The sequence below is a fragment of the Synergistaceae bacterium genome, assembly GCA_031272035.1.
Taxonomy (GTDB): Bacteria; Synergistota; Synergistia; order Synergistales; family Aminobacteriaceae; genus JAISSA01.
The window spans coordinates 22,773-37,489 of record JAISUO010000035.1 but is presented as its reverse complement, the minus strand read 5'-3'; the positions used below and the strand labels follow the sequence as shown (position 1 = coordinate 37,489).

Below are 14,717 nucleotides of genomic sequence, written 5' to 3'. Positions count from 1 at the left end.
TTTGCGAAGTAAATTCTGTTCCCCTGAGCCTTCACAGGATTTTACTTTATCAGGCCTTTTTCCCTGTAATATTTTTCCGCGCCTTTATGGATGGGGATGGTGACGCTTTTGAGGGGATTTTGGGGGTCCATGTAGGAGGCTTTCGCCATGGCGGTGATCAGCTCTTCCCGGCTTTCCCACAGCGTCTTCGTCATTTGATACACCAGTTCATCGTCGAGGTCTTCCGACGCGATCAATATGGCCTGCACCGCCACGGTCTGGACGTCGCCTTTCTGTTTGGCGTAATCCGTCTGAGGAATGACATATTTCTGATAGAAGGGATACTGCTTTGTAATCGCGGCCACATCCGCGTCCGACATGCCCAGAATCGCCACGTCCTTGGCGAAGCAGAGGTCCTGATAGGTGGCGTTGGGGGCTCCGGTGGTCACAAAAATGGCGTCCAGCAGGTCGTCCTTCATACGGTCTACCGCGTCGACGTTGGAGAGATAAAAGGGCTGCACGTCTTTTTCCGAGAATCCGTAATGACTGAAAATCTGCTGAGAGTTGATCAATCCGCCGCTGCCCTGCTGGCTCATGGAAATTCTCTTCCCCTTCAGAGCCGCGATGTTATCGGCGCCGGAACTGCGAAGGGAGAAAATATGAATGACTTCGGGGAAAAGTGTGGCGATGGCCCGCTGTTTTCTGTATTCTTTGGTAAACATATGCTGCTGTTTCCAGGAGTAATCCGCCAAATCGTTCTGCGTCAGGGCCAGCTCCACCTCGCCGCCCTCCATGAGCTTGGTGTTCTCAATGGCTCCGCCTGTGGCCTGCGCCGCCACCGAAACTTTGTCCTTCAGTTTGGACGTCCATATTTTCGCCAGAGCCCCTCCGAAGGGATAATAGGATCCCGAAACGCCGGCCGTGGCGATAATCAGCCGCTGTGGAGCCGCCATCACCGATGAACACGAAAGCATCGCAAACACACACGCCAGAAGTACCACCGCAACCATTTTTTTCCTGCACATATTTTTGCACCTCCATAAAATAATAAAATATAAATCGGGTTGTATTATTTTTTGTATTGTTTTGCCGGTTCTGCCTCCTTTTTCTTATCCGGCGAAATTTATTTTTCGGAAAGTCCGCATGTTGAGACCGTATTCGCGTTTGCGAGACGGTTTGCGGTTCTTTCGCAGTTTCATCTGAGAAGGTCATACGCCATTTTTGCGATGGTCCCAAAGGCCGTCCTGCTGTCCCGCAGGTTTTTACTCATCAGGGAAATCGCGAGCAGGGGTTCCTCCTGGGGGCTGTACACGATGCCGACGTCGTGTTCCAGATCGAATTCCGGGATGCAGCCCGTTTTGTGCGCGATTTTAAGGGTCTCAGGGAGAAACAGAGGAATGGCCGTGTTGATCTGCTGTTTCGACAGGACGGTCAGCATCTGCTGCCGGTACTCCGGTTTCATGCGCTCGTTTTCGGTGACCATCAGCATGAGCAGCGCGTCCATATCTCCGGCAGTGGTTTCGTTGTCGATGCCGGCCCGAACTTTGTCGTAGTCCATCATGACGCGGCGGATGAACGTGTTTTTCAGCCCCAGGCTCCGCATGGTCGCGTTGATGTTGTCCATGCCAAGCAGGTCGATGAGAATATTGGTGGCCGTGTCGTCGCTGATGATGATCATAAGGGAGAGGATATCGAAGTACGTGAGCTCCATGCCCTCGTGCATCTCCCGCAGAATGCCGCAGTCGTAGCGGGAAACGCCGACCTTGACGTCATTCTTCAGGATATATCGATCCTCCGATTTGAAGCCCCCCTCGGAAAGTTTGCGGAAATACTCCCACATGATGGGGACCTTGATGATGCTTGCCGACGGAAAACGCCGGTTTTCGTTGAGCGTCACCGCTCCGCCGCCGGGAATGTCCCGAACGACCATCCCCAGAGAATCTCCAAAACTCTGCGCGTATTCCAAAATTTTCGTCAGCATAGCGCGCCGCCTTTCGTTCAGGTCAGGATTTGGGGGTTCCGGAGGTCGCCGGAGTTTTCGTCAAATCTCCGTCCAGCAGGGATTTCAGGGTCAGACTCGTCAGGTGTCCTCTGTCATAGAGGCTGGAAAAGAGGATATACTCGTCCTCGGAGTGGGCGCCGGAGCCCAGTGGACCGATGCCGTCCACGCCGGGAATGCCGGAGTCCACGATGTTGTTGATGTCTCCCACCGCGCCTTCGGGGTCCTCGGGAAAGGAGACGGGCGCCTGGATGGCTTCGGCGTTTTTGCGCAGAATCTCCATAAGCTCGCGGCTGCCCGGGATCAGTGTGATGGGCGGGCGGTGAAACTCCCCTTCGATGACCGTTTCGGTGTCGGGAACCCAGTTTTTGCGTCGGATGGCCTCCAGCTCCTTCTCAATCCGCCGGCGTTCTTCGACGGTGGGGACGCGAACGTCGATGGCGGCAAACGCCTCCTCCGGAACGATCCAGGGACTCATGCCTCCATGAATAACGCCCGTATTTATGGTCGTTCCCCCGCCCTTCAGGTTCTCCATCGCTATGAGCTTCTCCATCAGTTCCCGAATGGCGCTTCGTCCCTCATCGGGAGCTGAACCGGCATGGGAGGCCCGTCCTCTGACCCGAATCCGGAAAATTCCGCAGCCCTTGCGGACGAATTTGACGGCTCCGTCCGGCTTGGCCGGTTCCGCCACCAGCGCCGCGGTGACGCCTTTCAAAACGGAGGGGAGCAGCGGTCGGGACGCCGGCGAACCCACTTCCTCGTCGGCGTTGTAAAAAACGCGTATCGTTCCGGGAAAATCGGGGCCGTATGCCTCCAGAAAGGATTGAACGCCGTAAAGCATTGTCACCAGACCGCCCTTCATGTCCAAAACGCCAAGTCCTCTGGCAATGTCGCCCTTCAGGTCAAATTTTCGGTCCTGAGGGTGAGAGGATTCAACCGTATCCATATGACCCATCAACAGGACGCAGGGGCCTGATTCCGTCCCTTTCAGCTCCGCCACCAGGTGGCTTCCGTACTCTCCCTGGGGGATTCGTTTTACGGTAAACCCCAGGTTTGAGTACTCTCTGGCAAAAATGTCCCCCACTTTTGTGACAGATGCCGCGTCTCCGCTGGGGCTGTAGATATTGATCACATTTTCGAGCAGTGAAGCCAGCTCTTCTCTTTTTTTACGATTTGCCCAGAAATCCGCCATATCTGTTTTCAAGATATTTTCCTCCTGTTTTTTTACCGCGATGAATTCGCCTGAACCGTTCGGGTACGCCATTTTGAATACAGAAACAGAGCGGCGACGCAGATCAGTCCTGTGATGTCGCTGAAGTATCCCGGATGAATGAGCAGAATACCGCTCGTCAGAAGAACGAAGCGGAAAAACAGGTTGAGTTCCCCCTGGAACCACCCCTGAATGGCGCTGGCGACACAAAACATTCCCATCAAAGCGCCAATCGTGATTCTCATCAGGTCGAACCAGTGCACGTCCACAAGCACCAGCTCCGGAGACAGCACGAACATGTAGGGGACGATAAAGGCTCCGATCGCCAGTTTTGTGGCGTTGATTCCCGCTTTCATGGGGTTGGCCCGGGCAATCGCCGCTCCGGCAAAAACGGCGGAACACACGGGAGGCGTGATGTCGGCGATAATTCCAAAATAAAAGACAAATAAATGAGCGGCGATAATGGGGACGTTGAGCTGTATGAGCGCCATGCTGCAAATGGTGGAGGTGATGACGTAGTTGGCGGTGGTCGGAACTCCCATGCCCAGAATGAGGGAGGAAATCATGGTGAAAAACATCGTGAGCAGCAGATTTCCGTTGGCGAGCTCCACCAGTCCGTTGGCCATTTTGAGCCCGAGGCCGGTGAGGGTGATGCTGCCTACGATGATACCGGCGGTTGCGCTCACCGCCGCTACCCCAATCGCCAGCTTCGCGCCGTTTTGCAGGCATTCGAACACGTCGCGGACGCCGATGCGGCTTTCCCTGAACAAAGCCCCCACGACAATGGAGGTCACGATGCCCAGCAGTCCGGCCCTCATGGGCGTGTATCCCGATCCCAGCACCGCGACGATGACGATAATGGGCGTGAAAAGGATGCCCCGGCGGAACAGCAGCGGAAGGAGAGCGGGAATCTCCTCCCGGGGCAGGCCTTTCAGCCCCAGGCGTTTAGCCTCCAGATGAACGGACATGAAGATCCCCGTAAAATAGAGAAGCGCGGGAATAGCCGCGGAAAGCGCAATTTTTCCATAAGAAATTCCCGTGAATTCAGCCATTAAAAAGGCCGCCGCTCCCATGACAGGAGGCATCAGCTGTCCGCCGGTGGAGGCCGAAGCCTCGACGGCCGCGGCAAATTCCGGGGTGTATCCGGTTTTCTTCATGGCAGGGATAGTGAAGCTGCCGGAGCCCACCACGTTGGCGATGGAACTTCCCGAAATCATTCCCTGAAGAGCGCTGCTCACCACGGCCACTTTTGCGGGGCCTCCAACCGAGCCGCCGCAGATCGCGTTGGCGAAATCGTTGAAAAAGACGGAAACTCCCGTCCTGGACAGAAAAGCGCCGAACAGAAGAAACAGAAAGACAAAATTGCTGACGACGCCGATGGGAACTCCGAGGATCCCCTCCGTGCTCAGGTACATGTAGGTGAAAATGCGAAGCATACGAAATCCGCGGTGGTTGAAGAAACCGGGAATGTAGTTTCCGAAATAACAGTACAGAAGCGCCATGATCCCCAAAAACAAAACAGGCAGGCCGCAGGTTCTTCGCGTGGCTTCGAGGACAAGCAGCGTGGCCGCGAGGGAGACGGCAAAATCGACCTGCGTCATTTCCCCCGCCCGCTGGATGATGTCGAGGTAAAAGACGTTCCAGTAAGCGACGACGGCGATACTGGCGAGCGCAAATATTATCGACAAAACGGCGGGCCCTCTCTCGTGCTTTCCCCGTCCTGCCGGAAAAAGAATATACGCCAGGACAAGGGCAAAGCCCAGGTGGATCGAACGCTGAAGCTGCGGCGCCAGCGACCCGAAAATCGCCGTGTAAAGCTGAAAACAGGAGAAAGTCACCGCGATCAGAAAAACGATTTTTTTCCAGAACCCCTTGGGCTCCCATATCCCAAAATCCGAATCCAGCCTGGCCAGTTTCGAATTCAACTCCTGATTTTCGACCGGTCTCTCGTCCTCTGCACGCATCAGGCGGACATTCCTTTCCCTGTTGTTATTTTCCTCTTTTGTAATTCCTTTTCATTTTCAGAGAATGACAGAATTGATAATAATAAAGAATAAAGATGAAATAATTTAACAATTATAACATAACATATATTGCAAAATGCAAAAATATTATTACTAATATGCAAAAATACGGAGAAAATAGGGAGCAATATTTCCCTTCAAAGGTGTTTTCGTGTCGATGAATTTTGCAGAAGTCATATTTTCCAGATTTCAAATTGTTATACTATAATGGATTCTATAAAAAATAATATGTAAGAGAGTTGGACTGTCCCCGCGTATGCACACGGGTCACATCAGAAAGGGAAAGGTGACGGGTAAATGGCTGCAAAAGTCTTCCTGTCGTTTGGAGAGCAAATCTATCAGACCCTGAAAGAGCGGATTTTGAATAATTACTATCCCCCGGGGACGATGCTGCAGATTGAAAAACTGGCGGAGGAAATGGGCGTCAGCAGCACCCCTGTGCGGGAGACTCTGGTTCGCCTGAACAGCGTCGGGCTTGTCAACATGGTACGCAACAGGGGCGCCATGGTTTCCGCCATTGATGAGAAAATGGTCCGCGACGTCTGGGAATTTCGCGCGATTCTGGAACAGTGCGTCGCCCGCGAGGCCGTTCCGCGCATCGATCCGAAAGACCTGCATCGCCTGAGGGACCGGATAGAGTATCATCTGGCGAATCCCTCGAACTTCGAGCTTTATCAGGAAATCGATCAGGAGCTTCACGAGCTTCTTCGCGACCGGGCGGAGAACGATCTGGTCCGGGAAGCCCTCCGCAATCTGGTGGAACATGCCCGTCGAGTCCGCTATTTCGCGGAAAGCATGCCTCCGGACGAGAACATTCTCGTGGAGGTCTCCAAAGAGCATCTTCTTATCGTGGATGCCCTGCTGAGTGGCAAGGTGGACGACGTGCTCAGGACCCTGGAGGCGCACCTCGTTCATGGACGGGATCGGACCCTGAAAGCCCTCTCGAAGCTCTCTCAGCCCCCTGTCGTCGATGTGGCGTCTTCGGCGCCCGAAATCCCTAAACATCGGTCCCGGAAAGTCCGTTGATCCGGCTCCGCTCCGTCAGACGAAGGCAATCAAAAAACGCGTCCCCTCTGAAACGGGGGACGCGTTTTGTACTGCAACTGCAACTGCTTATTGGAATTGCTTATTTGATCCATCCGATCTCCTTGAAAAAGCGCAGCGCTCCGGGATGGTAGGGGAGCATCAGGTTTTCGGGCTGGTCCACCAGATCCGGGCCGAACTGCCGGACGGCGGCGGCCACGGCGCGAATCTGCTCCATGTTCTTCGGCTGATAAATGGCCTTCGTCATCTGATAGGCCAGCTCTTCAGGAAGATCCTCGCGGCAGACCACGAGATCGGGGGGATCTCCGGCCGTCAGGATTTCGTAGTCCTGATTGGGATAAATCCCCTTTGGAATCGTCCTCCGCCGGATGAAGGGATTTCCCTTCTGCAAATTGACGAAAGCCTCGTCGGACAGAGGCAGAATCACGACCTTGCCGGAGAGCATCAGCTCGCTGACGGCGGACGCGCCCGGGGTCAGTCCCAGAATGGCGCCCTCAATGAGCCCGTCCTGCATCATTTCCACCGCCTGGCCGGCCTCCACGTATTCCGGCGTGAAATCCTTGTAGGTCAGTCCGTAGGCCGCGAAAATCTCCCGGGAGTCAGCCTCGCCGCCGCTGCCCACCGGCCCCACCGCCACGCGTTTGCCCTTGAAATCGGTGACGGAGGAAATGTTGGCGTTCTTCAGGGCGAGAACCTGTTTCGCGTCAGCCGTCACGCCGCCGCTCAGCGCACGAATCCAGGGCATCTTCTCCTTGTATTTTTCGATGCCGTTGATGGCCCGGTAGGCTTCCACGGGCCTGCAGGTCGCCACCTCAATGTCCTTCGTGCGAAGCATGTCGATATTCTGAACCGCGCCCGCCGTGGAGATGGCAACCGCCTTCATGTTCGGGATTTCGGCGTTCCATATTTTGGCCATTGCCATGCCCACGGGATAGTTCATTCCTCCCACGCCGGCCGTCCCCATCGTAATGTACGTCTCCGCCGCGAAAGCGCCTCCCGTCATGCAAAGTACCGCCACGACACCCCATGCTGCCGCCTTCATGAATCTGTTCACCTTCAACGACCTCCTTTACAGTATGTTACCGCCACTTTACGCAGGAGTCCGAGCTCCTCCGTTTTTTCCTTCAGTGTAAAAAACGTATCCCGCTCCCAGCGCTCCCAAAGTGAATCCGACGCAGTCCGTCATCAGGCCGGGGTGAATCAGGGCAAGGGCCGCCATGAAAAATAAAATCCGCAGGGGTATGGCAAGGGGTCTCTTTAAATAACCCTCGACGGAAATCGAGAGAAGCGCCGTCCCCAAAAGTCCCGTCGCCGCTGCCCAGACAATGGTCGTGGCGCTGTCCGCCTCCAGCAGAATCGCGGGAGAATAGATGAAGAAGAAGGGAACGATGAACCCCGCCAGAGCCAGTTTGAAGGCCGCCCAGCCCACCTCGTTGGTTCCGGAGCCCGAAAGCCCCGCCGCCACGTAGGAGGCCAGAGCCACGGGAGGCGTCACCGTCGAAAGGCAGGAGTAATAGAAAACGAACATGTGCGCCTGCAGGTTGGGAACTTTCATCTCCCGAAGAATGGGAACCGCGATGCTGGCGGCGATGATGTAACAGGCGCTGGTGGGAAGCCCCATGCCCAGAATGATCGACACCACCATGCAGAGAATCAGGGCCACGAAAAGGTAGCCTCGGGACAGAAGAACGATATTGTCCGCAAGGATGATTCCGATGCCCGTCATGGACAGAACCGCGACGACAAATCCCGCGTTGGCCATGGCGACGCTGAGGCTGATGCAGGAGCGAGCGGAGTTTACCGCCATGGGAAGCAGCTTCGACGGTCCGAGACGGGTTTCCCGATGGAACAGAGAAAGGGCCCAGGTCGCCAGCAGAGAGTAAAAAGCGGCGTAAAGAGGCGTGAACTGCTCCATCAGAAGCCACACCAGAATGACGATGGGAATGAACATGTGCCCATAACGCCGTACGGTTTTCCCCACCTTTGGAATCTGGTCCTCCGGCAGGCCTCTCAGGCCGATTTTGCGCGCCCGAATATCCACCTGAAAGTAGACCGCCGCGAAATAAAGAACGGCCGGGATGATGGCGACGGTGGCTATGCGGATGTAGGGGATTCCCAGAAATTCCGCCATGATGAAGGCCCCCGTTCCCATGACGGGGGGCATGATCTGTCCTCCCGTGGAGGCCGCGGCCTCTACTGCGCCAGCAAAATAAGCCCTGTAGCCGACTTTTTTCATCAAGGGGATGGTGAAGGCCCCGGAGGTCGCCACGTTTGTGGCCGCGCTTCCGCTGATCATGCCCACCAGGGCGCTGCCGATGACCGCGACTTTTGCCGGTCCTCCCACGTGACGTCCGCCCCAGGCCAGGGCCACATCGTTGAAAAGCGTACCCAGACCGCTCTTTTCCAGCATGGACGAAAAAACGATAAAAAGGACGAGGTAGGTGGAGGCGATGCCGATGGGCAGACCGTATATGCCCTCGGTGGTCAGGTACATCTGGTAGATGATCCGCTGAATCGAGTAGCCCCGGTGGGAGAGGACTCCCGGTACATAACGCCCCAGCCAGGCGTACAGCAGAAAGACGACGGCCAGAATGAGCAATCCCTTGCCGGCCACGCGCCGACAGGCTTCCAGCACCAGCACAATGGCCACAGCGCCGAACACGTAGTCCCGGGGCAGGGCGACTCCGCCCCGAAGGGCGAAGCTGTCCACGTTGAACACGGTGTAGAGAGACACGGCGGCGGACGCGGCGATCAGAATCATGTCAAGAACGCTGGGACGCCTTTGGATCGACCTTTTCGAAGCCGGGTAATAAAGCCAGGTCAGACAGAGAATGACTCCCAGGTGGATGGCGCGGTGCTTGAACATCAGAGGCATTCCGAAACGGGACGTAATGATGTGATATAAAACGAAAATACAGGATAGCGTGAGAACCGAGTATTTCCAAAAAGGTTCCATGTCGGTGCGATAGCGATTTTCAGCAGAGGCCTCGCGCAGAACGCGTTCTCCCTGCTCTTCCGGCGAGGGGTTTTCTTCCCTGCCGCCCGCTTTGGAACTGTCTTCTTTCATGTCGCCCCCTCCTCTGGCAGAATTGAGATTCTCTGTCCTCTGGTATTGTGTCGTCACATTTTTCTCAGATGAACGGCAAAACCCATCACATCAAGATCAAGATAAACCCGCCGCAGAGTCCCGTCCTCCTCGTACCGTTCCGTACCGGGAAGGGTATGGATGCCTTTTGCCTCCAGAAACCTGGCTGCCCGGGCGACGTCATAAGTCCCTATGGCGATATGTCCTTTTTCACCTAAATCAGGCTGTTTCATGAATTCAAAACCTGTTCCGGCAAAGCTGGAGTTTGGTCGTTCCCGAAGTTCAAAACCGAACAAAAAAGCCATCTTTTGCGCCATTTCTTTCGATTGTTCCGGGTTTGCGCAGTTGACTCCCAGATGGAGCAGGCAAAAACCATGTTCCGCCCAGGGCGTTTTCTCCGTTTCTTTTTGTTTATCCATTCTTAGCGGTCCTTTCGACCTGATATCGTTTCATTTTGTATTTTCTCCATAAAGGCCAGGCGAGTGAAAACAGAGTTAAAATCAGCACAATCAGGCAAATAGGGCGTCTGAGAAAAATCATGAAACTCCCTTTTCCCATAAGTAAGGCCAAACGCAGATTGTATTCCGCCATTTGCCCCAGAACCATTGCCAATACCATCGGAGCTGCAGGATATCCGCATTTTTTCATAAAATATCCTACAATGCCAAAGGCGAACATGACCCACACATAAAACATGCTGTTATCGAGAGCAAACGTACCCAAAATACAAACGCCCAGCACGGAAAAAGCCACGATTTCACGGGGAACCAGCGTGACCTTCGCGAAAAATCTGGCGCAAAAAATTCCCAACCCCGTCATCAGAGGCGCGCCCAGGAGAAAAGCGGCAATGATCGAATAAGGAATTTCGGGATTTCGCGTAAAAAGCAACGGTCCCGGCTGAAGTCCCTGAATCGTCAGCGCGCCAATCAAAACCGCGGCCGCGGACGATCCGGGAATACCCAGCGTCAACAAAGGAACCAGAGCTCCGCTGACGGCCGCGTTGTTCGCCGATTCGCAGGCCGCTATCCCTTCAATGGCTCCATGTCCGAATTTTTCCGGGTGTCCGGAGCGCTGTCTGGCGTTATTGTAGGCGAGCCAGGATGCAATGTTGGCTCCTGCCGCCGGAATGACGCCCACAATATATCCCAACAGTGTCCCCCGCAGAATCGTCGGCATGACATATTTAATATCTTCGACAGTGGGCAGGGAATCCACCTTTCCTTCGACGTTGCCGGCGAGGCTTTTTTCTTCGGATTTTTCAAAGAGGCTGAACACTTCGGAAATAGCAAATAACCCCACCATTGCGGGGACAAAGGGCATTCCTCCGAGAAAGTGATAGCTCACCACAAAACGGGATGTTCCGCTGACCGCGTCTACTCCAATACAGGACAGGAGCAGACCGAAAATCGCGCTGATACAGCCCCTGATCAAATCTTCCGCCGAGAGCGTCGACACGATACTGAGTCCCAGGAAGGCCAGAGCAAAATACTCCGGCCCTCCGAATTTCAGGGCAAAGGCTGCCAGTGGAACGGCAGAAAAGAGCAGCAGAACGGTGCTCAGAAGGTTCCCAATTCCCGAACTGATCATGGAAATGCCCAACGCTCTGCCCGCCTGCCCCTGACGCGTGAGGGGATATCCATCGAGAGCGGTAGCTGCCGCGGCGGAGGTCCCCGGTGTATTGATGAGAATGGCCGTGATGCCGCCGCCATACTCGCACGCCATATAGAGCCCGGTCAGCAGGACGATTGCCGGGACGGGCTTCATGCCGAAGGTGAAGGGAATGAGGAGTGATATTCCCAAGGTCGGGTTCAGTCCCGGCATGGCTCCCACAAAATAACCAATCACCGTGCCCGCCAAAAGGGCCAGCAGCGCCGAAGGTTCGAAGATGTGTACAAATCCAGCCGTCAGATGTTCCAGCATGATTGCATCACACAGGCAGCGGCACGGACAGTATTTTGTAAAAAAGAACGTATGCGACGATGGTGAATCCCATCGTAACCAGCGCGACTTTCAGGGGATTTCGATATCCCAGCGACAACAGAAGGCAAATGGAAAAAATCGGAGTGACGATGAAATAGCCTCCTGCGGGAATGAGAAAAATATAGGCCGCAGAAAGGATAATGCCCCTCAGAAGCTGAAGATCGATGGAGAATTTCGTTTTATCTTTTTTTCGCCGTCGGATTGCCCGGAAAAGGTTGATACCTCCAAGCAGAATCAGCGACAGAGCCAGCAGTTTCGGAAAATGGGCCGGTCCTATCCTGTCCGTCAAAGAACCGAACGAAGAGGCCGCCATCCAAAAAAGCGCACCGCAGACTGAGAAAGCGAAAGCCAACAGAGATTCTCCAATCCAGATCTCCATCAATTCACCTTCTATCTCTAAATTTATTTTATCAGTTAAATGTTATTATTTTTGAAGCTCCGCCATCTGCGCCATCTGTTCAAAATCTTTTTTGGCGTACGCGGAAAATTCCTCTGAATCCATATACGTGATGATCTGATTCGATTTTCTTACAAATTCCTGAAAAGCGGGAACTTCCATCGCCTTCTGTATGCTTGAGGACAGTTTTGCCCTGACGTCCGCCGAAATTCCCTTTTTGGCGATGAAACCTCGATAAATCGTCATGACGATGTCGTAACCCGACTCTTTGAACGTGGGGGCGTCGGGGAAGAATTCGAGGCGTTTTTCCCCGCTGACCGCGAGAATGCGAATTTTGCCGGCCTCTACGTACTGGCTGACGGTGGCGGGCGCCGTGGCGATTACCTGAACGTGTCCGCCCAGAAGGTTGGTCACCGAGTCAGCCCCTCCCTGGTAAGGCAGCCATGTGACGTCAAAACCGCCGAGCTGCGCAAAACGCAGAATCATCAGATGATGCCCCGTCCCGGTGCCCTGTCCTCCCACCATGACGGTACCCTCTTTTTTGGCATAATCGGCGATATCCTGCAGCGTTTTGAAGGGACCATCCGCCAAAACGGCCACCGCGTAAGGATCCAACTGTGTACTGCAGACGAAGTCAAAATCGTCGTAGGAGAAATCTTTTTTGAGCTGAGTTTGAAGGGCGGTAATCTGAGATGCGTTGATGGACGCAACGGTATACCCGTCAGCGGGTTCCATGAGCAGCGCCGCAAAGGCCGCGCCTCCGCCGCCCCCCGGCTTGTTGACGACAACCATGGGCTGTCCGAGAAACTGTTCCGCGCAGTTGGCGATCTGGCGCGCGAGCACATCCGTCGGAGACCCCGCTGTCGCCGAGTTGATGATGGTTATCGGTTTTTCCGGAAAAGCCGCGTTCGCGGGGGAAACCTCAAAAATAACCGCACACAGCGATACCACCAGGAGAATAATAAGGAAAAATGCTGTTTTTTCTGTCCGTCTGTTCACCTGCATAACTCTTCCCTCCCTTACGATTTTGAAAAGCCAAAAATTCTTTTGAGCCAACCTCATTCAAAATCTTATTGACAGATTGTTTGCAGTTTGTAACGTAAACAGGGGTGTCTCTCCAGGAGTTCATATAAATTTTTGTGCGTCACTTACCAGTGTTAAGCGTCTTTTTTTAGTACACGATTACTAATACCTGTCAATTCAGGATCCTACCCTCCAGGACGCTTTGATTCTTTTCAGCACGGTCAGAATGCTCAGAGCCGCAAGGTAAGTCGTTTTGGGGTTTTCCGGGTCCGCCACGTTTTCCAGAATGATGCGGCCTTTTCCGGAAGCCCCTTCCCAGGCAATTTCGTGCGTATTCAGCGTGACAGAAGGATCAGCCAGAATGCGAACCCGGGTTCGGTCAAATCCGATGCCCGACAGGCTCAGCACGGCGGCAATGTTGATATTTTGAGGAAACTCTTTGACGCAGTCCCGGGCTGGGCCTTCATAAAGCAGGCAGGGCTCCTTCAGGTTCGTCAGATCGACGTTTAAACGCTCCACGTAAGGGATGTTTTTCCACGCCCGAGGCATTTTTCGAGTCGTCATCGTCACCTTGTCCACACCGGCGATACAGGCTGCCTGAAGGGCATCCATACCTCCTATTCCTCCCGAAGGAATGTAGAATACAGCTCCGCCTTTTTGTGCGGCGTTTTTCAGTTTTTCCAGCAAATGATTGTCGACCAAAGCGCCGACACTGGCTGGAACGAGGTCGATTCCACGTTCAAGGCAGAAAGCCCCGCTGGAGGCGAGAGCCTCATGGGAGGCGGCTTCGACAACGACGTCCGGCTTTTGCGCCGCCAGTTCCTCAATGTCCGTAGTCCAGAAAATACCCTTGCTCCCGGCCAGTTCTCTGCCTCTTGAGGTGCTGCTGCGGCCGCAGATCGCCTTTATTTCCAAATTCAGCTCCGGTTTTTCCGTAATTTGTTTAACGAGATAAGAGCCGATGGTTCCACAGCCGATTAATCCCAGTTTTATCATTCTCTTTCACCTTCTATTTCACCCTGACGTCTATTCCTTTTTCCTTTAAATACCTGGCCGCTCCCGGATGGAAGGGGACGTTGATGGATTTTACGTTTTCGAGGGAAATATATTTGGCCGCCGAGTGAATGCTTTTCAGAGTTTCCACGTTTTCGAAGATCAGTCGCGTGGCGTCGTAGGCTGTCTGTTCCGGGAAGCTGTCCAGCGCCGCCAGCGTAATCCACAGGGCAAAGGTATCCACGTCTCCGTCCAAAGATTTGTACGTATCTTTGGTCAGAGAGATGGGAACGAAATACGTGTACTGAGAGCAAAATTTCTTAATGTCTTCCGCTGTAAAGGGGATCAGTTTGACGGGATGGGTGGTCTCCAGGTCCACAACCCAGGGCGCCGGCGCCGCCGTATTGACGATGGCCGCGTCGATTTGCCCGTCCCGGAAGGCGTCCGTGGTTTCGACAAAGGAAAGATACCGCGGATCGATGGTCTCCATGGACAGCCCCATGGTTTCGAGGATAATCTTATTCGTGGCCAGAATGCCGCTTCCGGGAGAGCCCACGGAAACCTTTTTCCCTTTGAGGTCGGCAAAGGTTTTGATGGGGGAGTCCTTCAGCGCGATAACCTGAACGATGTTGGGGTACATGGGAACCAGAGAAGAAATTTTGACGGGCTCTTTGAACGTGGCGTTTTGCCCTTTCAGCGCATCCAGCATGACGTCCAGCTGGAGGACGCCCATTTCCACCTTGCCCGCGTCCAGCAGACGGGCGTTTTCCACGGCTCCGGCCGTAACCTCAGAGACTGCCGTGATTTTTAAATTTTTCTGGAATAAATCCGCAAATCCGGAAGCCATAATATAAAACGTACCGGAAGTTCCGGCTCCGGCGATGGAAATCTGTCGGACCTCTCCTCCCTGCACGCTGCCGCAGAACAACAGGGTAAGCACAGTGACCATAAGCGTTATTTGAACGAACCTGTTTTTCAAAATT

13 protein-coding genes are annotated in these 14,717 nt (G+C 54.2%); 1 reads left to right on the top strand and 12 read right to left on the bottom strand.

The window, feature by feature from the left end:
- Positions 1–41: 41 nt before the first annotated feature.
- From LBR61_04295 to LBR61_04280, 4 genes are all read right to left on the bottom strand, one after another.
- Complete coding sequence (locus tag LBR61_04295; protein MDR1731295.1) at positions 42–1,004, bottom strand: TAXI family TRAP transporter solute-binding subunit; 963 nt, start codon at positions 1,002–1,004, stop codon at positions 42–44.
- Between the two features lie 170 nt (positions 1,005–1,174).
- Complete coding sequence (locus LBR61_04290) at positions 1,175–1,960, bottom strand: class A beta-lactamase-related serine hydrolase (GenBank protein ID MDR1731294.1); 786 nt, start codon at positions 1,958–1,960, stop codon at positions 1,175–1,177.
- 22 nt (positions 1,961–1,982) lie between these two features.
- Positions 1,983–3,182 (bottom strand): M20 family metallopeptidase, encoded by a 1,200-nt coding sequence (locus LBR61_04285; protein MDR1731293.1) that lies wholly within the window; start codon positions 3,180–3,182, stop codon positions 1,983–1,985.
- A 20-nt stretch (positions 3,183–3,202) separates the two neighbouring features.
- The gene (locus LBR61_04280) at positions 3,203–5,152 is read right to left on the bottom strand and encodes a TRAP transporter permease (protein ID MDR1731292.1); all 1,950 of its coding nucleotides are present in this window, start codon (positions 5,150–5,152) and stop codon (positions 3,203–3,205) included.
- A gap of 357 nt (positions 5,153–5,509) precedes the next feature.
- Between LBR61_04280 and LBR61_04275 the strand changes: the two genes are divergently transcribed.
- Complete coding sequence (locus tag LBR61_04275; protein MDR1731291.1) at positions 5,510–6,238, top strand: GntR family transcriptional regulator; 729 nt, start codon at positions 5,510–5,512, stop codon at positions 6,236–6,238.
- 100 nt (positions 6,239–6,338) lie between these two features.
- On the opposite strand, the gene LBR61_04270 is transcribed toward LBR61_04275, so the two are convergent.
- From LBR61_04270 to LBR61_04235, 8 genes are all read right to left on the bottom strand, one after another.
- The gene (locus LBR61_04270; protein MDR1731290.1) at positions 6,339–7,310 is read right to left on the bottom strand and encodes a TAXI family TRAP transporter solute-binding subunit; all 972 of its coding nucleotides are present in this window, start codon (positions 7,308–7,310) and stop codon (positions 6,339–6,341) included.
- Between the two features lie 36 nt (positions 7,311–7,346).
- Positions 7,347–9,323 carry a TRAP transporter permease gene (locus LBR61_04265; protein MDR1731289.1) on the bottom strand — a complete coding sequence of 659 codons (1,977 nt, stop codon included), beginning with the start codon at positions 9,321–9,323 and terminating at the stop codon, positions 7,347–7,349.
- Positions 9,324–9,376: 53 nt separating this feature from the next.
- Positions 9,377–9,760 carry a VOC family protein gene (locus tag LBR61_04260; GenBank protein MDR1731288.1) on the bottom strand — a complete coding sequence of 128 codons (384 nt, stop codon included), beginning with the start codon at positions 9,758–9,760 and terminating at the stop codon, positions 9,377–9,379.
- Positions 9,753–11,261 (bottom strand): tripartite tricarboxylate transporter permease, encoded by a 1,509-nt coding sequence (locus tag LBR61_04255; protein MDR1731287.1) that lies wholly within the window; start codon positions 11,259–11,261, stop codon positions 9,753–9,755. The genes LBR61_04260 and LBR61_04255 overlap by 8 nt, the downstream gene beginning before the upstream one ends.
- 7 nt (positions 11,262–11,268) lie before the next feature.
- Positions 11,269–11,700 (bottom strand): tripartite tricarboxylate transporter TctB family protein, encoded by a 432-nt coding sequence (locus LBR61_04250; GenBank protein MDR1731286.1) that lies wholly within the window; start codon positions 11,698–11,700, stop codon positions 11,269–11,271.
- A 45-nt stretch (positions 11,701–11,745) separates the two neighbouring features.
- Positions 11,746–12,723, bottom strand: a complete 978-nt coding sequence (locus LBR61_04245; protein ID MDR1731285.1) for a tripartite tricarboxylate transporter substrate binding protein — start codon at positions 12,721–12,723, stop codon at positions 11,746–11,748.
- Positions 12,724–12,918: 195 nt separating this feature from the next.
- The gene (locus LBR61_04240; GenBank protein MDR1731284.1) at positions 12,919–13,737 is read right to left on the bottom strand and encodes an aspartate dehydrogenase; all 819 of its coding nucleotides are present in this window, start codon (positions 13,735–13,737) and stop codon (positions 12,919–12,921) included.
- Between the two features lie 13 nt (positions 13,738–13,750).
- On the bottom strand, positions 13,751–14,713 hold the full coding sequence (locus LBR61_04235) for a TAXI family TRAP transporter solute-binding subunit (protein ID MDR1731283.1): 963 nt from the start codon (positions 14,711–14,713) through the stop codon (positions 13,751–13,753).
- Positions 14,714–14,717: the final 4 nt, after the last annotated feature.